This window comes from Nocardiopsis sp. LDBS1602, from assembly GCF_035818715.1.
In the GTDB taxonomy this organism is placed as follows: domain Bacteria; phylum Actinomycetota; class Actinomycetes; order Streptosporangiales; family Streptosporangiaceae; genus Nocardiopsis; species Nocardiopsis alba.
Genome location: NZ_JAYLVW010000001.1, coordinates 1,742,934 through 1,762,899, shown reverse-complemented (window position 1 = coordinate 1,762,899; position 19,966 = coordinate 1,742,934). Strand labels below are relative to the sequence as shown.

Genomic DNA, 19,966 nt, shown 5'->3' with positions numbered 1-19,966 from the left:
GTAGCGGAGTCGGTCGATCACCGCGAACCGGAGGGCGGTTTCGGTCAGATGAACATTCGACACTCAACCACCACAAAACGACCGTATTACCAGGTCCGGAGTCGAATGTGTTGCGATATCACGCCTCACCTCGAAGATCATTGACGCTCATCACACCCAGTTGGTAAACAACCAACAACCCCCAGGTGGCCAGGCCACCACCCCACGAATCCTGACAGGGGCCGTTATGAACCATCATGATCCTCCCACCGGCACCCTTCTCCGACGGACGGCGGCCTCCACCGCCGCGCTGGTCCTCATCGGCGGACTGTCCGCGGTCCCCGCCGCGGCCCAGGAGGGCGATGGCAGCAGGCTCACCGTCGCCATCGCGCAACAGGTCGACTCGTTCAACCCCTTCACCGCGCAGTTGGCGGTCACCACCAACATCCTCCGGCACGTCTACGACCGGCTCGTCACCATCGACCCGGAGACCAACGGGCCCGCGCCCTCCCTCGCCGAGGGCTGGGAGACCTCCGAAGACGGCCTGACCTGGACCTTCGACCTTCGGGACGACGTCTACTTCAGCGACGGCGAGCAGCTCACCGCCGACGACGTGGCGTGGACGTTCACCACCATCATGGAGAACGACGCCGCCGCCATCGCCTCCGGCAACTACGTCTCCGGGTTCGAGAAGGTCACCGCCGAGGACGACCGCACGGTCGTCATCGAACTGGACGAGCCCCAGGCCACGATGACCGCGCTCAACGTGCCGATCGTCCCCCGCCACGTCTGGGAACCGATCCTGGAGGAGGAGGGCGACGCCTTCTCCGAGTACACCGGCGACGACCTGCCCACGGTCGGCAGCGGCCCCTTCGTCCTCACCGAGCACTCGCGGGGCGAGCACATCATGTTGCGGGCCAACCCCGACCACTGGCGCGGCGCCCCGGGCTTCGACGAGCTGTACTTCCGCTACTACTCGGAGAAGGACGCCGCCGTGGAGGCGCTCCGAAGCGGCGAGGTCTCCTTCGTCTACGAGCTCACCGACGCCCAGATCACCTCCCTGGAATCGGTCGAGGACATCGCCGTCAACATCGCCGACGGCAAGCGCTTCCAGGCCTTCACCATCAACCCCGGGGCCGTCACCCAGGACGGCGAGGAGTTCGGCGACGGACATCCCGCGCTCGAGGACCTGACCCTGCGCCAGGCCATCGTCAAGGCCATCGACAACGAGGAGATCGTCCGCCAGGGCTCCAACGGCCAGGCCGTCGCGGCCGGCGGCTACATTCCGCCGCGCTACTCCGACTTCCACTGGTCCCCCGAAGGAGAGGAGGCGATCCTCGACTTCGACCCCGACGCCGCCAACGAGATGCTCGACGAGGCGGGCTACGAACGGGGCGACGACGGCGTACGCGTCTCGCCCGACGGCGACCGTCTCGAGCTGCGCATGTTCGTCCACTCCGACCGCCCGGACAACGTCCAGGCCGGGCTGGTCATCGCCGAACGGCTCGCCGACGTCGGCATCGAGATCGACAACAGGACCGTCGACCCGGGCATCCTCAGCGACGCCCTCTACGACGCCGAGTACGACCTCATCTTCACCGGGTGGACGGTCAACCCCGACCCCGACTACGTGCTCAGCATCCACACGTGCGGAGCGCTGCCCACCGAACCCGGCACCATGCAGGGCGACGCCTACTTCTGCGACGAGGAGTACGACGAGCTCTACGAGGCGCAGCTGGCCGAGTACGACCCCGAGAAGCGGGCCGAACTGATCCACCGGCTCCAGGAGGTCCTCTACCGGGAGGCCGTGGTCAACGTCCTGACCTACCCGAACATCCTGGAGGCCTACCGGACCGACCAGATCGAGGATCTCCAGCTCGAACCGGCCGAGGGCGGCAACATCTGGGGCCAGGACGGCTACTGGGCCTGGTGGTCGGCGCAGCCCGCCGAGACCTCCGGCTCCCCGACCGGGGGGCCGTCCACCGGGGCGGTCATCGGCATCGGGGTCGGAGCCCTCGTCCTGGTGGTCGCCGGGGCCTTCCTCTTCTTCCGCCGACGCTCCACCATGGAGGACCGCGAGTGACGACCACGCCCACAGCGGCGGACGGACCGACCGGGGCGGGGGCGGACGACGCCCCCGCCCCGGCGGGGCCCCGAGGACCGGGACGGGCCGCGAGCGTGGCCGTCTACGTGCTCGGCCGGCTCCTGACCGCCATCGTGTCCCTGTTCGCGGTGATCGTCGCCGGGTTCTTCCTCTTCAGGATCCTGCCCGGCGACCCCGTCCGCGCCATGACCGAAGGACGCGAGGTCACCGCGGAACAGCGCGAGGAGCTGCGCCGCCAGTTCGGCCTCGACCAACCCCTGTGGCTCCAGTTCCTCGACTACGCCAAGGGTCTGCTCCACTTCGACCTGGGCGTCTCGTTCCAGTACCGCGAACCGGTCGCCGACCTCATCCTGGAGCGTCTGGGACCGACCCTGCTGCTCGCCGGCACGGGCACGATCATCGCCGCGCTCCTCGGCCTGTTCCTGGGCACCCGAGCCGGATGGCGACCGGGGGGACGAGGCGACCGGATCAACACCGCCGTCGCCCTGTTCTTCTGGTCGGTGCCCACCTTCTGGCTCGGCCTGCTGCTCATCGTCCTGCTGGCCTCGGGACGAGGGTTCATGCCCGGCCTGTTCCCGACCGGCGGCATGGTCGACCCCACCCTCACCGGCCCGGTGGAGAGGGCGCTGAGCACCGCGCAGCACATGGTGCTGCCGATCGTCACCATGGTGGCCGTCATCTACGCCCAGTACCTGATGATCATGCGCTCCTCCCTGATGGACGAGAAGGGGGCCGACTACCTGACCACCGCCCGGGCCAAAGGCCTGCGCGACGCCCTGGTCCGCCGCAGGCACGCCGTCCCCAACGCCCTGTTGCCGACGGTCACCCTGATCTTCCTCAACCTCGGACAGGTCGTGTCCGGGGTCATCCTCGTGGAGACGGTCTTCTCCTGGCCCGGTCTCGGACAGCTCTTCTACTCCGGCCTACAGGTCCCCGACATCGGCCTCGTCCAGGGCCTGTTCGTGGTCTTCGCGGCCTCGGTGATCCTCATGAACCTCTTGGCCGACCTGGTGTACCCGCTGCTCGACCCCCGGGTGCGCCCATGAGCGCGCCCACAGGATCCGTCCCCGGACCGCGCCCCGAACCGCCCACCGGACCGGAACCGACCGCGGGTCGATCGCCCCGGTCCCTGGCCCGGCGTCGACGCCGAGAGGCCCTGCTCCGCTTCGCCCGTGAGTACGCGCGCAACCGGGCCGGGATGTTCGGTCTGGTCTCGCTGCTCGTCATCGGAGCCCTGGCGCTGACCGCGCCCCTGTTCATCGACCAGACCCACCTGACGGTCACCGGAGCCCCGGGCGACCCCTTCCAGCCCCCCGGCGGCGACCACCCGCTCGGCACCGACAACTTCGGTCGTTCGGTCCTGGACCTCATCATCTGGGGAGCACGGGTCTCGTTGACCGTCGGCCTGCTGGCCACGTTCGTCTCGGTGTCCCTGGGCACCCTGGCGGGGATCACCGCCGGACACTTCGGTTCCTCCGGAGGCACCGGCGGGCGCGTCGTCGCCTCGATCATCATGCGCGTCACCGACTGGTTCCTGGTCCTGCCGACCCTGGTGCTGGCGGTGGCCCTGGCCGCCGTCCTGCCGCGCGGCACCGGCACCATCATCCTCGCGATCGGCCTCACGGTCTGGCCGGCCACCGCGCGTCTGGTCCGGGCCCAGACCCTGGCCGTGGAGGCCCGCCCTTACGTGGAGAGGGCCCGCGCCCTCGGCGGCGGCCACGCCCACGTCATGGGCTGGCACGTCCTGCCCAACGTGATGCCCGTCGTCCTCGCCCAGACCACCCTGTTGGTGGCCACCTCCATCATCGCCGAGTCCACCCTCGCGTTCCTGGGCATGGGCGATCCCACCACCATCTCCTGGGGCGCCCTTCTCCAGGCGGCCCGGACCTCGGGCGCGATCAGCGCCGGCATCTGGTGGTACATCGTCCCGCCCGGCCTCGCCATCGCCGTGGTCGCGCTCTCCTTCACCCTGTGCGGGCGCGCGGTCGAGGCCGTCATCAACCCACGACTGAGGGGGCGGAGTTGAGCGGACTCCTCGATGTCCGAGACCTGAACGTCACCTATACGAGCGGCGCCGGCGACGTCCCCGCCGTTCGCGGCGTCGACCTGTCCCTGGAGCCGGGCGACACCCTCGGAGTGGCCGGGGAGTCCGGCAGCGGCAAGTCCACCGTGGCCCTGGCCCTGCTGCGACTGCTCCCCGCCGGGACCCGGGTCACCGGGCGGATCCTCTTGGAGGGCGAGGACGTCCTCACCATGAAGTGGGGGCGTCTGCGCGCCGTCCGCTGGGTCGGCGCCTCCGTGGTCTTCCAAGGGGCCATGCACTCCCTGAACCCGGTCAGACGGATCGGCGATCAGATCGCCGAGCCCCTCCTCGTCCACGGGACCGTGCCCGCCAAGCGGGTCGAGGAACGCGTGGCCGAGCTCCTCGAACAGGTCGGACTGCCCGCCTCCCGCGCCCAGGACCACCCCCACCGTCTCTCCGGCGGTCAGCGCCAACGCGTGATGATCGCCATGGCCCTGGCCTGCGAGCCGCGTCTGATCATCGCGGACGAGGCCACCACCGCCCTGGACGTGATGATCCAGGCGCAGATCCTCGCCCTGCTGGAACGCCTGGTGGAGGAGAACGGCATCGGCATGCTGATGATCAGCCACGACCTGTCCGTGCTCTCGGCCACCTGCAAGAGGGTCGCGGTCATGTACGCCGGACGGATCGTGGAGGAGGGGCCCGCCCACCAGGTCGTGCACGACCCCGCCCACCCCTACGCGAGCGCGCTCAGCGCCGCCTTCCCCAAGATCGGCGACCCCGCCTCGCGGCTGGCCCCGCGCGGACTTCCCGGAGACCCGCCCGATCCCGCCGACCCGCCCTCGGGGTGCGCCTTCCGTCCGCGCTGCGCCGTGGCCGAGACCGTGTGCGCCACCGTCGACCCCCCGCTGTGGCCGGTCCGCCCAGACGAGAGCGGGCGCTCGGAGCGGCACGCCGCCTGTGTGCACGTCGGCTCCGGTCGTGACGGGATCGAGGGAGCGTCGACCCCGGGGGAGACGAGTACAGAGGAGACGAGCCGTTGAGCGCCGAGACCGACCCCCTGACCGCCGCCGTCGGCACCGACACGGGCGAGACGCCGATCCTGAGGGCCGAGGCCGTCGAGGTGGCCTTCTCCTCCGGAGTGGGCCCGGGTGGAGGACGGGGGACCGCACGGGCCGTGGACGGGGTCGACCTGGACGTGGCGGCCGGCGAGATCGTCGCCCTGGTCGGCGAGTCCGGCTGCGGCAAGACCACCCTGGCCCGCACCCTGCTCGGGCTGGAGCGGCCTACCGGCGGGCGGGTGCTGTTCGAAGGCGCCCCGCTGAGCCACCGCTCCCGGGACCTGCGCGACTATCGGCGTCGGGTCCAGCTCGTCCAACAGGACCCGATGGGTTCGCTCAACCCGCGTCGCACCGTCTACGAGTCGGTCGTCGAGGGGCTGCGCATCCACGAGGGCACCACCGTCGACGAGTACGAACGCGTGGCCCGGGCCCTGTCCCGGGCGGGTCTGCGGCCTCCGGAGAGGTTCCTGTCCCGCTACCCGCACGAGCTCTCCGGCGGCCAGCGCCAACGCGTGGTGATCGCCGGAGCCCTGATCCTGGACCCCGAGGTGCTGGTGGCGGACGAACCGGTGGCCTCGCTGGACGCCTCGGTCCGGGGAGAGATCCTGCGGCTGATGTTGGAGTTGCGGGAGAACCTCGGCCTGTCCGCCCTGGTCGCCACGCACGACCTCGGCCTGGCGTGGAACATCGCCGACCGCGTCGCGGTGATGTACCTGGGGCGGGTGGTGGAGGTCGGCACGGTGGAGGAGGTGCTGTCCGCCCCCGAACACCCCTATACGCGTGCCCTGCTGTCGGTGCTCCCGGACTCCGGGGTGGAGGAGGGGCCCGTGGTGCTCGGCGGCGAGCCGCCGGACCCCAAGCGGGTGCCCACGGGGTGTCGCTTCCATCCCCGCTGCCCGGTCCTGGCCTCGGGCGAGGCCGCGAGGGCCGGTGTGGCGGACATGTGCACGAGCGTGGACCCCGAGGTGTTGGCGGGCGGGCCGGGCCATCGGACGGCCTGCCACTGGGCGGCCCGCGTCGGCGGGCCCGAGAGCCCGCGGACGGTGGAGGGCCCCATGTCCTCTTGAGTCGGGCGCCGGTGCCTTGACCGTGGACGTCTCCGGAACGCGCGCTTCCACACCCGTTCCCTCCGGTTTATTCCGGCCGGAGGGGACCCCCACGAAGGTGGAACAGCGACATCTCGGGCACCGTTGGTGCGGTCATGACGATCTACGAGAGTGCCGAGAACACGAAGTCGCCGACCACACCGGGCATCGCTCCAAGACCCCTGCCGGTGTTCACCGACCGCGACTTCTGGCGTGGCGGAGAGCTGGATCTGGGCGCTTACCTGGAACGGGTCGGCCTGTCGGGCGAGGGCCCGCCGCCCCCGACCCTGGACACCCTCGTCGCCGTGCACCGTGCCCACCTGGCGACGATCCCCTTCGAGAACGTCCATCTCCTGCTGGACCGTCCCGTCCCGCTGGACGTCCCGTCGCTGACGGACAAGATGGTCCGGCATCACCGTGGCGGGTACTGCTATGAGCACGGTCTCTTGTTGGCCGCGGTGCTGGACCGGCTCGGGTTCACGGTGACCGCGCTCACCGCGCGGGTGCTGGTGGGCGCGGAGGGGCGGCCCCGTCCTTCCACGCACGCCCTGCTACGGGTCGACCTGGACGGTGGGTCGTGGCTGCTGGACGTCGGTTTCGGCGGAGGGCTGTTGGAACCGCTTCCTCTGGTGGACGGGTACCAGGTCTCCCAGGACGGTTGGGACCTGCGGCTGGATCTGATCACCGAGGTGGGCGCGGAGGAGTGGTTGCTGCGTTCGTTCGACGGTGAGGAGTGGCAGAACCTGTACTCCTTCTCCATGGCGGCGAATCTGCCACAGGACTACGTCATCTTCAATCACTACCTCATCACCGACCCCCGCTCTCCCTTCGGTAACCGGCTGATGGTCGCCCGGACGGTCGGTGGGACCCGGTACGCGCTGACGAACACGACCCTGACGATCGATCGGGTCGGCGCGGACCGGGCGGACCCGTCCGGGGCCACCTTGGAACGTGAGGTGCGGGAGTTGCCCGTGAGCGAGGTGGGGAAGGTGCTGCACGAGATCTTCGACATCCGCCTTGACCAGGAAGAACGCGCCACCGTGGAGGATCGGGTGCGCGGTTTTCTGAATATGTGACCGGCATCACATGAGCGGCCGGTCGAGCGGTCCGTTCCGCCGGATTCGGGGAGAACCGAAAGGCCGGCGGGTATCCCGTTCCCACGGAGATACTCCGCCGGTCCGCTTCTTCACGGAGCGTGGGGATTTTGGGGTGATCGCACACGTTCGTCTTCACGAACGGAGGGGCAGGACCTTGGAGGTGTCATCCCGAGGGAGTCAGCCCATGGCGTACATGACCACGGAAGACGTTCACGAGTACATCAACGGGGTCTGCTTCAAGACCGGACCTCCGGGGAAGGTCGGGGCCGAGACCGAATGGCTCGTCACCGACCTCGCGAGCCCCACCGCACCCGTCACCATCGAACGCCTCTCGGCGCTGCTGGAGGCCTGCGGGCCTCCACCCGCCGGAAGCCGGATCACCTTCGAACCCGGCGGCCAGATCGAGCTCAGCTCGGTGGCGCTTCCGGGACCGGCCCGGACCCACGAGGCCCTGGAGACCGACCTGCGCCACGTCGGCAAGGCCCTCGCCGAGGACGGACTGGCCTTGGCGGAGACCGCCCTGGACCCCGTTCGACCTCCGGTACGTCAGCTCCGACTGCCCCGCTACACGGCGATGGAGCGCTTCTTCACCGAGCACCGTCAGCCCAGTGGTCGCACCATGATGTGCAGCACCGCCTCGCTCCAGGTCTGCCTGGACACCGGCGCCGACCTCGACGACGCCCGTGAACGCTGGAGTCTCCTGCACCGCCTGGGCCCCGTCCTGGTGGCCTCCTTCGCCAACTCGACCGTCTGGCGCGGCCGTCCCACCGGCTGGAAGTCCACACGGTGGGCGATCTGGGCCGCCACCGACTCCGGCCGTACCCGACCGGTCCTCGAACCCGGGACCGGGCCCGACCCCGCCACGGCCTGGGCCGAGTACGCCCTGGCCGCCCGGGTGATGGCCGTTCCCGAGTTCCCCGGAGGAGGGGGATCCTGGATCGCCGACCCGGGGATCACCCTGGCCGAGTGGGTCGAGGGTCGAGGGCCGCGCCCCGTCACCACCGCCGACCTCGAATTCCACCTGAGCACGCTGTTCCCGCCCCTGCGCCCTCGCGGCTGGTGGGAGCTGCGGATGATCGACGCGGTCCCCCCGCGCTGGTGGCCGGTGCCGATGGCGCTCGCCGCCGCCCTGGCCGACGATCCGCGGGCCCGCGCCGTCGCGGAGGAGGCCACCGCGCGTCTGTGCGGGGACACGACCCCCTCCCCGGGCCTGTGGCTGCGCTCGGCCCGGCTGGGCCCCGCCGACCCCGAGATCGCCGCGTGCGCGCGGGCCTGTTTCGACGCGGCGGTCGACGCCCTGCCTCGGATGGGGGCGGCCGGGCTCGCCGGTCTCGTGGACGCCTACGCCGAACGGTACGTCCGTCGCGGGCTCTGCCCCGCCGACAGTGTCGTTCCGGCCCCGCGTCCCACCGAGGACACCGTGTTCGTCGCGACCGACCTCGGTGGTCGGGAGCGGGTCGAGGATCGTGGAGGCACGCCATGAGCGTGGAGAGGGAACGTGTCAAGGAACGGATCGCCGCCGAACTCGATCGGAGCAGGCGGCGCAGTAACGGACTGACCCTGGAGAGCCTGGACGAGGAGGACCTGCTCGCCCAGCACTCTCCGCTGATGTCGCCGCTGGTCTGGGACCTGGCGCACATCGGCAACTACGAGGAGCAGTGGCTGTTGCGGGCCGCCGGTGGTCGTGAGGCGCTGCGCCCCGACATCGACGGCCTCTACGACGCCTTCGAGAACCCGCGCGCGGACCGGGTCGCCCTTCCTCTGCTGCGGCCCGACGAGGCGCGCGAGTACAACGAGCGGGTGCGCCGGGAGGTCCTGGACACGTTGGAGGGCGCCGACCTGTCCGCCCGGCCGCCGGACCCGGCCGGCGGGGATCGCTCGTTGCTGGACGCGGGTTTCGTCTTCCACATGGTGATCCAGCACGAGCACATGCACGACGAGACGATGCTCGCCACACACCAGCTGCGTCGAGGCGCACCCGCCCTGTTGGAGGGCTCCACCGAGATCGGGTCGGTGATCCCGCCCGAGGCCGAGGAGGTGCTCGTCCCCGCCGGCCCCTTCACCCTCGGCACCGACGACGACCCCTGGTCCTTCGACAACGAGCGTCCGGCCCGTACGGTCGACCTGCCCGCCTACCTGATCGACGCCGCCCCGGTGAGCAACGCCGCCTACCAGGCGTTCATCGACGACGGCGGCTATCGGGACCCCCGGTGGTGGAGCCCGGCCGGGTGGGAGTGGCGTACCGCGCGCGGCGCCGTCGCTCCGGCCTTCTGGACCCTGGAGGCCGACCGTTGGACCCGGCGTCGGTTCGGACGTCATGAGGACGTGCCACCGAACGAACCCGTCCAGCACGTGAGTTTCCACGAGGCGTCGGCCTACGCGCGCTGGGCCGGCAAGAGACTGCCCACGGAGGCCGAATGGGAGAAGGCCGCGCGCCACGACCCGGTCACCGGACGGTCCCACCGCTTCCCCTGGGGTGACGAGGAACCGGAACCGCGCCACGCCAACCTCGGCCAACGCCGTCTGGGCCCCGCGCCGGTGGGGGCCCATCCGGACGGCGCCTCGCCGCTGGGGGTGCGTCAGATGATCGGCGACGTGTGGGAGTGGACCTCCACCATCTTCCACGGGTATCCGGGTTTCCGGGCCTTCCCCTACCGCGAGTACTCGGAGGTCTTCTTCGACGAGGGCTACAAGGTGCTGCGGGGCGGCTCCTGGGCGACCCACCCCACCGCGGTGCGCTCCACCTTCCGCAACTGGGATCATCCGATCCGACGGCAGATCTTCAGCGGGTTCCGCTGCGCACGTGATGTGGACCGCGACTGATGTGCCGCCATCTCGCCTATCTGGGGCCGCCGCGTTCCCTGCGCGCTCTGCTGTACGCGGCGCCCCACTCGCTGCACGTCCAGTCCTGGGCCCCGCGCCACCAGCGGTACGGGACCGTGAACGCCGACGGGTTCGGCGTGGGCTGGTACCCCGAGGCGGTCGGCCCGCGGGCTCCGGAGCCGCTGCGCTATCGCCGGGCCATGCCGATCTGGGGGGACGCCTCCTTCGCGGACGCGGCCCGGGCCATCGTCTCCGGGTGCGTGGTCGCGGCCGTACGCGACGCCACCGTCGGGTTCGGGTCGGAGGAGTCCGGGGCCCAACCCTTCCGCGCCGACCGTCTGCTGTTCAGTCACAACGGGGCCGCGAAGGACGACGAGGCGCTCCACGCCGGGCTCGGACATCCCGCGCCCCCGGGCGCCCTGGACGCACGCGCGCCCGTGGACTCCGCGCCTCTGTTCGCGCACACCGTCCGTTCGTGGCGTTCCTCCGGAGACCTGGTGGGCGCTCTGGCCGAGACGGTCCGACGCGCCCGGGAGCACTCCGAGGGGCGCTACAACCTGCTGGCCTCGGACGGGGAGGCGATCGTCGGGACGACGGCGGGGGACACCCTGTTCACGTCACGACGACCGGGGGAGGGGGTCCTCCTCGCCTCGGAGCCCTTCGACGACGGGCCGGATTGGCACCGGATCCCCGAGGACTCGGTGGTCGTCGCCGACCACGAGCGCACCGAGATCCGGCCACTCGGCTGACCTCAGAGCACCACACCCTTCCCATGGCCACGCCCCGTACCGGGTACAACTCCCAGGGACACAGGAGGCACCATGTTCCGGATCGACCGTAACCTGACCGCCGACGAACTGGACAAGACGCTGCGCGCCGACGTCGCGGAGGGGCTCACCTCCAGCCCCAAGAGCCTGCCCCCCAAGTGGTTCTACGACGAACGCGGCAGCGTCCTGTTCGAGGAGATCACCGGGCTTCCCGAGTACTATCCGACCCGGGCCGAGCGGGCCATCCTCGAACATCGCTCCGACGAGATCGCCGAGGCCGCCGACGCCGCCGCCCTCATCGAGCTCGGCTCCGGTTCCGGGGTCAAGACCCGCCTCCTCCTCGACGCCATGAGTCGCCATGGAACCCTGGAGAGTTTCGTGCCGGTGGACGTCAGCGGCGATTTTCTCGCCTCCTCGGCCCGACCGGTCGCCGACGACTATCCGGGGCTGGACGTCCACGCCGTCGTCGGGGACTTCGAACACCACCTCGGGCTGCTCCCGGTCGGAGGGGAGGGGGGGCGCCGGCTCCTGGCCGTCCTCGGATCCACGATCGGGAACCAGGAACCGGCCGCCCGGGCCCTCTTCCTCCGCGACATCCACGACACCCTCGCCCCCGGCGACTCACTCCTCCTCGGAGCCGACCTGGTCAAGGACCCCGAACGTCTGGTCGCCGCCTACGACGACTCCCAGGGCGTGACCGCCGCCTTCAACCGGAACGTGCTGTCGGTGATCGACCACCGGCTGGGCGGCGACCTCGATCCGGACGACTTCGACCACGTGGCCCTGTGGGACCCCGAGAACGAGTGGATCGAGATGCGGCTGCGGGCCCGACGGCGCCTGCGCGCCCACATACGCGACCTCGACCTGGAGGTGGACTTCGCGGAGGGCGAGGAGATGCGCACGGAGATCTCCGCGAAGTTCCGCCGCGAGGGCCTGTCCGCCGAACTCGACACGGCCGGGTTCGACCTCGCCCACTGGTGGACCGACCCGAACGGCGACTTCGCGCTCGGCCTGGCCACCGTGCGCTGACCGGTCACATACCGGCGGCGGCCCCCAGGAGGGTCCCCGTCAGGTAGGTCACCGCCATGGCGAAGGAGCCGCCGACCACGCACCGGATCGCCGCCCGCGGGGCCGGAGCTCCACCGGTCCAGGCGCTGACAGCGCCCAGCAGGCCGGTGGCCACGAGCACCGCCACCACCGTCACGGGCAGTCGCCAGGCCTCCGGGCCGAGCAGGATCGCCGCCAACGGGATCAGGGCTCCGAGGAGGAAGGAGAACATGCTGGCGAAGGCGGCCTGCCACGGGTTCGCCCGATAGCCGTCGAGCCCGAGTTCGACCTCCACGTGCGCCCTCAGGGCGTCGTGCTCGGTGAGCTCTCGGGCGACCTCGCGGGAGAGCCGATCGCTCAGCCCCCGGCTCCGGTACATCTCGGCCAGCTCCTCCAGTTCGCCCTCGGGGTCGTCGGAGAGTTCACGACGCTCCCGGGCGATGGCGGCGCGCTCGGTGTCGCGCTGGGTGCTGACCGAGACGTACTCGCCCGCCGCCATGGACAGCGCCCCGGCCAGGGTGCCGGCGACCCCGGCCACCAGGAGCGCCTCCCGGTGCGGGGTGGCGCCCGCCACACCCACCACCAGGCCGGCGGTGGAGATGATGCCGTCGTTGGCCCCCAGCACGGCGGCCCTCAGACCGTTCAAGAGGGAGCCCAGACGTTGCCGGGACCGATCGGAGTGCTCCTGTGACATGGCGTCAGAGTCGCACGGAGCGAGGGCCGGACCAGGTCGCACCACGCCGAACGTCGTCGTCGACTCCGGTACGCTCGTGCCGTGTTCAAGGTAGGAGTTTTCGGCGCCGATGGGCGCATGGGGTCAGAGGTCGTCAAGGCGGTTCGGGCCGCCGACGACATGGAACTGGTCGCGGGCGTGGACAGCGCCGACGACCGTGACGCGGTACTGGGGGCCGACTACGTCGTCGACTTCACGCATCCCGACGTGGTGATGGACAACCTGGAGTGGCTGATCGCCAACGGGATCCACGCCGTGGTCGGGACCAGCGGCTTCGACGAGGAGAAACTGGCCCGGGTGCGCCGCATGCAGGAGGCCCGCCCCGGGGCGAAGGTGCTCGTCGCGCCGAACTTCGGTATCGCGGCGGTGCTGATGATGCACTTCGCGAAGAAGGCCGCGCCCTACTTCGACTCCACCGAGATCATCGAGCTGCACCACCCGAACAAGGCCGACGCTCCCAGCGGTACGGCCTACCGCACCGCCGAGCTGGTCGCCGAGGCGCGCCGCGAGGCCGGCACCGCGCCGATGCCCGACGCCACCACCTCCGAGATCCCCGGCGCCCGTGGCGCCGACGTCGAGGGGGTCCGTGTGCACGCCCTTCGGATCCAGGGGCTGATCGCCCACCAGGAGGTCGTGTTCGGTACCGACGGCGAGACCCTCAAGCTCCGCCACGACTCGATGAACCGCACCTCCTTCATGCCGGGGGTGCTGTTGGGCGTGCGCAAGGTCGCCGATCTGTCCGAGGACCTCACCCTGGGCCTGGAGCCGTTGCTCGGTCTCGACTAGATCGAGATCCGTCCGCTCCCGTGACGGTACGTCGGCCCCCGGTACACGCGTACCGGGGGCCGAGCCGTCTCACCCCTTCCGGCGGCAGGTGAGGAAGACCTGGGTCTCCGGGGGCGCGTCCCCGCCCTCGGGCTCGTAGACGACCGCGCGCTCGTCCTCGACGGCCAGGCCCGCGGCCTCCACCACGCGCCGCAGCTCATCGCGGGGATAGCCCGACACCCGGAGACTCGCCCCCAGGAACGGGATCGGCGCGTCGTCCAGGTCCGTCTCGACCATCGACAGACACAGGGTCCCGCCGGGCACCAGGGCCTCCCGCACACGGGCCAGGGCCTCGGGGATCCGAGCCCTGGGCAGGCACAGCAGGGAGAAGAAGGCCACCACCGCGTCATAGGACGTCCCGTCCGGATCCAGATCGACGATGTCCGTGCGGTGGAACTCCGCTTCGGGCACGTTGCGGCGGGCCAGTTCGAGCATCCGTTCGGAGATCTCGAAGCCGGTCACCCTCATACCGGCGTCGACCAGTCGGCGGGCCGTGGGCAGACCGGTGCCCGAACCCAGGTCGAGCACGCGCGAGCCTGCGGGCAACGTCTCCAACAGGCGTCGGACGTGCTCCTCCTGCCCCTTCTTGTCGGGGAACACCTCGTCGTAGCGCTCCCCGATGAGGTCGAAGGCGTGCGCCTGCGCGGAGGCGCGTTCGTCCCATGAACGGGGGTCGTGGGCGGGGGATCGGGGGTCGCTGTGGTCGCTCGGCACGGTCTTCGCTCCCTTCCGGGGCACGGCGGCGCCCCGGTGGCCTCACCCGCGCGGGGAACCCTCCCCGCCGGCGGGACGGTGGTCGGGCAGGACGGTCCTCCCGTCCTCCAAGTAGACCGGGCCGCCCCCATGGTCGTCCACCGCGACGGCGGCGAGCATGCGACGGGCCGTGCCCTCGGGCAGGTACTCCGGGATCCTCCCGGGGCGGACCCACTCCCATCCGGACAGCTCCTCCGGCTGGAGGGAGAACCGGTCCTCCGAGGGCACCTCGACGCGGAACAGCCACTGGAGAGCGGCGGTGCGCGGATACCGGGCGGGCACCCAGTCCACGACCAACGGACCGCGGACGGTCGCCGTCACGCCCAACTCCTCGGCGATCTCCCGTCTACAGGCGGACAGGGGCGACTCCTCCGCCTCGACGATCCCGCCGGGGATCCCCCAAAGGGCGTCGCTCTCATAGGCACGGCGGACCAACAGCACGTCCCCCTCGGGGGAGCGGATGAGCGCGCCCGCCGCGCCCCGGGTGGCGGGCAGGGAGGCGAAGAACCTCTCGTCGTCGCGCTCTCGGGCGGAACGCTCCATGGCCATCGCTCCTTCGAAGGTCGGCGAACGTGGCGAACGGGGCCAGGGTGTCATGGACGTACCTCCGGCCCCGCCGCGACGTGCCCTTCGTCAGCCCAGGGCCAGGGCGATGGAGAACAGGAGCCCGAACGCCATCTGGAGCCGGCCCGTCTCGCCCAACCCCAGCACCAGGTCGCGCCCCACCTGACCACCGAGGACACGGCGCAGCGGCGGTACGGCCAGGGGCACCGACAGCAGGACCGCGGGCACCCACCAGGAGACGGGGAGCAGCGCGAGCGCGAACACGTACGAGGCGACGATCATCGCCGCGAACATACGGCGGGTCCCCGTCTCGCCCAACCGCACGGCCAGGGTGATCTTCCCGGTCTCCCGGTCGGTGGGGATGTCGCGCAGGTTGTTGATGACCAGCACCGAGCAGGAGAGCAGCCCGACCGGGACCGAGGCCACCCAGGCCTGCCACGGCGCCGACTCCAACTGGACGAACACGGTGCCCACCACGGCCACGACACCGAAGAACACGAAGACCGAGATCTCGCCCAGACCGCGGTAGCCGTAGGGGGTACGACCGCCGGTGTAGTACCACCCGGCCGCGATCGCCGCCACGCCCACCAGGAGCAGCCACCATGAGGTGGTCGCCACCAGGACCAGCCCCACGACACCGGCGAAGGCGAAACTCCCCAGCGCCGCGCCCAACACCTGGCCGGGCCGCGCCGCGCCGGAGGCGGTCAATCGGGTCGGGCCGGTCCGCTCCTCGGTGTCGGTGCCCTTGACGCCGTCGCTGTAGTCGTTGGCGAAGTTGACCCCCACCTGGAGGGCCATCGACACCACGAGCGCGAGCAGGGCCTTCCACCACACGAACCCGTCCAGCGCGAAGGCCAGGGCGGTTCCCACCGCCACCGGGACGATCGAGTTCGGAAGCGTACGGGGGCGCAACCCCGAGACCCATTCACTGACCGTGGCCACGCGCCGGTCCTCCAGTTCGATACGGGGCGCGCGAGGGCGCGCCACAACAACCACCCCACGGTAGTGCCTGACCGCCCTCGCCCGAGACCGGCTACTCCGAGATCGCCGCGTGCAGTCGCACCATGGGCAGGGTCCGGCCCATGTCGATCTCCCGTCGGGCGCCGTCCGCCCGCCAGCCCGCCGCCTCCAGGAACCCCCGCAGGGCGTTCTCCTCCTCGGGGACCCACACGTGCACCGTGCCGAAACCGCCCTCCACCAGGTGATCCACGCAGGCGTTCACCAGCCGGCTACCGTGTCCCTCACGCGCCCGCTCGGGGTCCACGTGCAACGCGAACAGTTCGGCGTCCTTGGCCGGCCACAGGTCGGGGTCGCCCGCCGGCCCGAAGGCCGCGAACCCCACGACGTGCCGCTCGCCGCCCACCTCGTCGGTGGCCACCACCAGTCGATGCCTGGAGGTGGGCGGGGACTCCAGGGCCTCCGTCCACTGCTCACGGAAACTCCGCGCGGCCTGGGGGCCGGACATCTCCTCGGCCACCTCGTCGGGCAACAGACCCGAGTACACCGCCCGCCACGACGCCACCTGGAGCTCCACCACCCGGTCCACGTCGGCGACACGGGCGGGGCGGACGAACTGGGCACTGGACACTGAGGGCCTCCTCTGAAGGTTCCCGTCCGGGCGGGGCGGTGCCGGAGTTTCCGGAGCTTGCCACGGCATGGGAACATCTACGGTGTGAGCCTCATTATCAGAGTTATCGTGAACGCACTCGCCCTTTGGGCGGCTGTCTTTCTGATCGACGGCATCGATGTCGGGACCGACGACACCGTCGGACAGATCGTCGTCTTCCTCGTCGTCGGTGCGATCTTCGGTGTGGTCAACGCGATCATCAAACCGATCGTCAAAACGGTCGGCTGCCTGTTCTACGCTCTGACCCTGGGCCTGATCGGCCTGGTCGTGAACGCGTTGCTGTTCCTGCTCACGGAGTGGATCGCCGGGCTGTTCGACCTCCCCTTCCACATCGACGGCTTCTGGCCCGCCTTCTGGGGGGCCATCGTCGTCGCCGTCGTGAGCTGGCTGCTGAGCATGTTCCTGCCGGACCAGAAGGACGACTGACCCTGTCGACAACCCCGAACACCACCCCTTCCGAACGTGGTGACCCCGGGTCCCGTCCGAGTGGCGAGGGCCCGGGGCGGGTAGGTTCACACTCCCGGTGACGCTCTCCCACCTCGACCGACGAGGACGGGGAACGAACCGGACGCCGCCTCCGACACTCGTAGGAGCGGAGCGACACAGACTTTCCCGCGTCCGGCCCACAGGGCCGATCGCGGTGGCGGACGTACAACGCCGCCCCACCCGTGTACGGAGAAAGCACCCGCCACGGGACATGTAACGACTGTTTCCGATAGGACACGGAGAGGAGGAGGGGCATACGAGGGCCCGCGCCTCGCGGTATCGGGCCCGAGAGCCTTTCACACGTGATGGTTGACACCAAGAACCGCCCGTTCGGCAAGATGCTGACCGCGATGGTCACCCCGATGCTCGAGGACGGCGAACTCGACTACGAAGGCGCCGCCAGACTCGCCACCTACCTGGTGGACGAGCAGCACAATGACGGCCTCGTCATCAGCGGCACCACCGGCGAGTCGCCCACGACCAGCGACGAGGAGAAGGACCGCCTGCTCCGCACGGTCGTCGAGGCCGTCGGCGACCGTGCCCAGATCGTCGCGGGCGTGGGCACCAACGACACCCGCCACAGCGTCAAGCTGGCCAAGGCCGCGGAGAAGGCCGGCGCGCACGGCCTCCTGGCGGTCACGCCCTACTACAACAAGCCTCCCCAGGAAGGCCTGATCAGGCACTTCACGGAGATCGCCGACACCACCGAACTGCCGGTGATGCTCTACGACATCCCGCACCGCACGGGCACCCCGATCGCCTCCGAGACGCTGGTCCGGCTGGCCGAGCACCCGCGGATCGTCGCCAACAAGGACGCGAAGGACAACGTCGGCGCCAGCTCCTGGGTGATGGAGCGCACCGACCTGGCCTACTACTGCGGGACCGACATCCTGAACCTGCCGCTGCTGTCGGTGGGCGCCGCCGGTTTCGTCAGCGTCGTCGGCCACATCGTGGGCAGCGACCTCAAGGACATGATCGACGCGTTCGAGGCGGGCGAGGTCGGCCAGGCCCTGGCCATCCACCGCCGCCTCACCCCGGTCTACACCGGTATGTTCCGCACCCAGGGCGTCATCACCACCAAGGCGATCCTGAACCTCTTCGGCCTGCCCTCCGGCCCCGTCCGGACCCCGCTCGCCGACGCCTCCTCCGAGCTCCAGGCCCTGCTGCGCGAGGACCTGGCCGCCGCGGGGGTCAAGGGCCCGATCGGGCTCGCCCCGCACCAGGCGGTTCCGGCCAGCGCCGTCCGCGTCGAGCGCCTCACGGAGGGTTCCGTATGAGTCACCCGCACCCCGAGCTCGGCCCGCCCCCGCCCCAGGGCGAGGGCGTCCTGAGGGTCGTCCCGCTGGGCGGTCTCGGTGAGATCGGCCGGAACATGACGGTCTTCGAGTACGCCGGCAAGCTGCTCATCGTCGACTGCGGCGTGCTCTTCCCCGAGGAGGAGCAGCCCGGCGTCGACCTGATCCTGCCGGACTTCGACTACATCCGGGACCGCCTGGACGACGTCGAGGCGATCGTGCTCACCCACGGGCACGAGGATCACATCGGCGGTGTGCCGTTCCTGCTGCGTGAGCGCGCCGACATCCCGATCGTCGGTTCCAAGCTCACCCTGGCGCTGATCAGCGCCAAGCTGGGCGAGCACCGCATCAAGCCGGTGACCGTCCAGGTCGAGGAGGGGGAGAAGCAGGACTTCGGCCCCTTCGGCCTGGAGTTCTTCGCGGTCAACCACTCCATCCCGGACGCGCTGGCGGTCGGTATCCGCACCCCCGGCGGTACGGTGCTGCACACCGGCGACTTCAAGATGGACCAGCTTCCGCTGGACGGCCGCCTCACCGACCTGGCCGGCTTCGCCCGGTTCGGCGACGAGGGCGTCGACCTGTTGCTGTCGGACTCCACCAACGCCGAGCAGCCCGGTTTCGTCGTCGGCGAGCGGAACCTGAACGAGGCCATCGACAAGGTGTTCCGTCAGGCCGAGAAGCGCATCGTCGTGGCCTGTTTCGCCTCGCACGTGCACCGTGTCCAGCAGGTCATCGACGCGGCCACCGCGCACGGGCGCAAGATCGCCTTCGTGGGCCGCTCCATGGTCCGCAACATGAACATCGCGCGCGACCTGGGCTACCTCAGCATTCCGGGCGACACGATCGTCGACGTCAAGCAGCTCGACAAGATGCCCGGCGACGAGGTCGTCCTGGTCTGCACCGGTTCGCAGGGCGAGCCCATGGCCGCCCTCAGCCGGATGGCCAACCGAGACCACCAGATCCGGATCGAGGAGGGGGACACCATCCTGCTGGCCTCCTCGCTCATCCCCGGCAACGAGAACTCGGTCAACCGGGTGATCAACGGTCTGACCCGCTGGGGCGCCAAGGTCGTGCACAAGGGCAACGCCCTGGTGCACGTGTCCGGACACGCCTCCGCCGGCGAGCTGCTGTACGTGCTCAACATGGTGCGTCCGCGCAACTTCATGCCGGTGCACGGCGAGTGGCGCCACATGCGGGCCCACGCCGACCTGGCCAAGCTCACCGGTGTCCCGGCCGACAGGGTCGTCATCGCCGAGGACGGCGTGGTCGTCGACCTGTACAAGAACCGGGCCAGGATCGTCGGCGCGGTCCAGGCCGGTTACGTGTACGTCGACGGCTCCTCGGTCGGCGACGTCACCGAGGCCGCGCTCAAGGACCGTCGCATCCTCGGTGACGAGGGCTTCATCTCCGTGGTCGTGGCCGTGGACTCCAACAGCGGCAAGATCCTGGGCGAGCCCGAGATCCACACGCGGGGCGCGGGCATCGGCGCCGACGCCTACGACGACGTCATCGACAAGCTCCAGGACGCCCTGGACCGGGCCGCCGCCGACGGGGTCAACGACCCGCACCAGCTCCGGCAGCTGATCCGTCGCAGCACGGGGCGTTGGGTGAACGAGACGTACCGTCGTCGCCCGATGATCATCCCCGTCCTCGTCGAGGTCTGACCCGACGGGACACGTCACGTCGAACGGCCCGGA

At 70.5% G+C, this 19,966-nt stretch carries 19 protein-coding genes; 14 read left to right on the top strand and 5 right to left on the bottom strand.

The window, feature by feature from the left end:
• Positions 1-226 precede the first annotated feature (226 nt).
• The 10 genes from U9J66_RS07985 to egtD all read left to right on the top strand — a co-directional run bounded on the left by U9J66_RS07985 (position 227) and on the right by egtD (position 11,968).
• Positions 227-2,062, top strand: a complete 1,836-nt coding sequence (locus U9J66_RS07985) for an ABC transporter substrate-binding protein (RefSeq protein WP_017534227.1) — start codon at positions 227-229, stop codon at positions 2,060-2,062.
• The gene (locus U9J66_RS07980; protein ID WP_014913469.1) at positions 2,059-3,129 is read left to right on the top strand and encodes an ABC transporter permease; all 1,071 of its coding nucleotides are present in this window, start codon (positions 2,059-2,061) and stop codon (positions 3,127-3,129) included. Before U9J66_RS07985 ends, U9J66_RS07980 begins: the two co-directional genes overlap by 4 nt.
• A complete protein-coding gene (locus tag U9J66_RS07975; protein WP_014908652.1) occupies positions 3,126-4,109 on the top strand; it encodes an ABC transporter permease in 984 nt (327 codons plus the stop codon). The genes U9J66_RS07980 and U9J66_RS07975 overlap by 4 nt, the downstream gene beginning before the upstream one ends.
• Positions 4,106-5,149: an ABC transporter ATP-binding protein gene (locus U9J66_RS07970; protein ID WP_014910791.1), complete on the top strand. Its 1,044-nt coding sequence runs from the start codon at positions 4,106-4,108 to the stop codon at positions 5,147-5,149. The genes U9J66_RS07975 and U9J66_RS07970 overlap by 4 nt, the downstream gene beginning before the upstream one ends.
• Positions 5,146-6,234, top strand: coding sequence for an ABC transporter ATP-binding protein (locus tag U9J66_RS07965; RefSeq protein WP_042281169.1), 1,089 nt, complete (start codon positions 5,146-5,148; stop codon positions 6,232-6,234). Before U9J66_RS07970 ends, U9J66_RS07965 begins: the two co-directional genes overlap by 4 nt.
• Positions 6,235-6,368: 134 nt before the next feature.
• A complete protein-coding gene (locus U9J66_RS07960; RefSeq protein WP_014909357.1) occupies positions 6,369-7,328 on the top strand; it encodes an arylamine N-acetyltransferase family protein in 960 nt (319 codons plus the stop codon).
• A 205-nt stretch (positions 7,329-7,533) separates the two neighbouring features.
• Positions 7,534-8,832 carry an ergothioneine biosynthesis glutamate--cysteine ligase EgtA gene (egtA, locus tag U9J66_RS07955; protein ID WP_161111468.1) on the top strand — a complete coding sequence of 433 codons (1,299 nt, stop codon included), beginning with the start codon at positions 7,534-7,536 and terminating at the stop codon, positions 8,830-8,832.
• The gene (egtB, locus tag U9J66_RS07950) at positions 8,829-10,172 is read left to right on the top strand and encodes an ergothioneine biosynthesis protein EgtB (protein WP_326337383.1); all 1,344 of its coding nucleotides are present in this window, start codon (positions 8,829-8,831) and stop codon (positions 10,170-10,172) included. Before egtA ends, egtB begins: the two co-directional genes overlap by 4 nt.
• Positions 10,172-10,921: an ergothioneine biosynthesis protein EgtC gene (gene egtC, locus U9J66_RS07945; RefSeq protein ID WP_017534223.1), complete on the top strand. Its 750-nt coding sequence runs from the start codon at positions 10,172-10,174 to the stop codon at positions 10,919-10,921. The genes egtB and egtC overlap by 1 nt, the downstream gene beginning before the upstream one ends.
• Positions 10,922-10,993: 72 nt before the next feature.
• Positions 10,994-11,968: an L-histidine N(alpha)-methyltransferase gene (gene egtD, locus U9J66_RS07940; protein ID WP_326337382.1), complete on the top strand. Its 975-nt coding sequence runs from the start codon at positions 10,994-10,996 to the stop codon at positions 11,966-11,968.
• Positions 11,969-11,972: 4 nt separating this feature from the next.
• Here egtD and U9J66_RS07935 read toward each other — a convergent pair whose 3' ends face one another.
• Positions 11,973-12,680, bottom strand: a complete 708-nt coding sequence (locus U9J66_RS07935) for a VIT1/CCC1 transporter family protein (RefSeq protein ID WP_017534221.1) — start codon at positions 12,678-12,680, stop codon at positions 11,973-11,975.
• 81 nt (positions 12,681-12,761) lie between these two features.
• Between U9J66_RS07935 and dapB the strand changes: the two genes are divergently transcribed.
• Positions 12,762-13,505 (top strand): 4-hydroxy-tetrahydrodipicolinate reductase, encoded by a 744-nt coding sequence (gene dapB, locus U9J66_RS07930; protein WP_081536525.1) that lies wholly within the window; start codon positions 12,762-12,764, stop codon positions 13,503-13,505.
• Between the two features lie 69 nt (positions 13,506-13,574).
• Here dapB and U9J66_RS07925 read toward each other — a convergent pair whose 3' ends face one another.
• The 4 genes from U9J66_RS07925 to U9J66_RS07910 all read right to left on the bottom strand — a co-directional run bounded on the left by U9J66_RS07925 (position 13,575) and on the right by U9J66_RS07910 (position 16,449).
• On the bottom strand, positions 13,575-14,258 hold the full coding sequence (locus U9J66_RS07925) for a class I SAM-dependent DNA methyltransferase (protein ID WP_326337381.1): 684 nt from the start codon (positions 14,256-14,258) through the stop codon (positions 13,575-13,577).
• A 42-nt stretch (positions 14,259-14,300) separates the two neighbouring features.
• Entirely contained in the window at positions 14,301-14,846 is a 546-nt protein-coding gene (locus tag U9J66_RS07920; RefSeq protein WP_017534219.1) for an NUDIX domain-containing protein, read from the bottom strand.
• An 84-nt stretch (positions 14,847-14,930) separates the two neighbouring features.
• Positions 14,931-15,803: a 1,4-dihydroxy-2-naphthoate polyprenyltransferase gene (locus U9J66_RS07915; protein WP_014909573.1), complete on the bottom strand. Its 873-nt coding sequence runs from the start codon at positions 15,801-15,803 to the stop codon at positions 14,931-14,933.
• 91 nt (positions 15,804-15,894) lie between these two features.
• Positions 15,895-16,449, bottom strand: a complete 555-nt coding sequence (locus U9J66_RS07910) for a GNAT family N-acetyltransferase (RefSeq protein ID WP_014911242.1) — start codon at positions 16,447-16,449, stop codon at positions 15,895-15,897.
• A gap of 84 nt (positions 16,450-16,533) precedes the next feature.
• On the opposite strand from U9J66_RS07910, the gene U9J66_RS07905 reads away from it, so the two are divergent.
• From U9J66_RS07905 to U9J66_RS07895, 3 genes are all read left to right on the top strand, one after another.
• Positions 16,534-16,914: a phage holin family protein gene (locus tag U9J66_RS07905; RefSeq protein WP_081536526.1), complete on the top strand. Its 381-nt coding sequence runs from the start codon at positions 16,534-16,536 to the stop codon at positions 16,912-16,914.
• Between the two features lie 365 nt (positions 16,915-17,279).
• Positions 17,280-18,251, top strand: coding sequence for a 4-hydroxy-tetrahydrodipicolinate synthase (gene dapA / locus U9J66_RS07900; RefSeq protein ID WP_026124947.1), 972 nt, complete (start codon positions 17,280-17,282; stop codon positions 18,249-18,251).
• Positions 18,248-19,933 (top strand): ribonuclease J, encoded by a 1,686-nt coding sequence (locus tag U9J66_RS07895; RefSeq protein WP_014910328.1) that lies wholly within the window; start codon positions 18,248-18,250, stop codon positions 19,931-19,933. The genes dapA and U9J66_RS07895 overlap by 4 nt, the downstream gene beginning before the upstream one ends.
• The last annotated feature ends 33 nt before the right edge of the window (positions 19,934-19,966 follow it).

Excerpts from the sequence above, each read along its gene's own strand:
- U9J66_RS07985 (WP_017534227.1), top strand. The coding sequence starts at position 227 with ATGAACCATCATGATCCTCCCACCGGCACCCTTCTCCGACGGACGGCG.
- U9J66_RS07975 (WP_014908652.1), top strand. The coding sequence starts at position 3,126 with ATGAGCGCGCCCACAGGATCCGTCCCCGGACCGCGCCCCGAACCGCCC.
- U9J66_RS07960 (WP_014909357.1), top strand. The coding sequence starts at position 6,369 with ATGACGATCTACGAGAGTGCCGAGAACACGAAGTCGCCGACCACACCG.
- egtA (WP_161111468.1), top strand. The coding sequence starts at position 7,534 with ATGGCGTACATGACCACGGAAGACGTTCACGAGTACATCAACGGGGTC.
- egtB (WP_326337383.1), top strand. The coding sequence starts at position 8,829 with ATGAGCGTGGAGAGGGAACGTGTCAAGGAACGGATCGCCGCCGAACTC.
- egtC (WP_017534223.1), top strand. The coding sequence starts at position 10,172 with ATGTGCCGCCATCTCGCCTATCTGGGGCCGCCGCGTTCCCTGCGCGCT.
- egtD (WP_326337382.1), top strand. The coding sequence starts at position 10,994 with ATGTTCCGGATCGACCGTAACCTGACCGCCGACGAACTGGACAAGACG.
- U9J66_RS07935 (WP_017534221.1), bottom strand. The coding sequence starts at position 12,680 with ATGTCACAGGAGCACTCCGATCGGTCCCGGCAACGTCTGGGCTCCCTC.
- U9J66_RS07920 (WP_017534219.1), bottom strand. The coding sequence starts at position 14,846 with ATGGCCATGGAGCGTTCCGCCCGAGAGCGCGACGACGAGAGGTTCTTC.
- dapA (WP_026124947.1), top strand. The coding sequence starts at position 17,280 with ATGGTTGACACCAAGAACCGCCCGTTCGGCAAGATGCTGACCGCGATG.
- U9J66_RS07895 (WP_014910328.1), top strand. The coding sequence starts at position 18,248 with ATGAGTCACCCGCACCCCGAGCTCGGCCCGCCCCCGCCCCAGGGCGAG.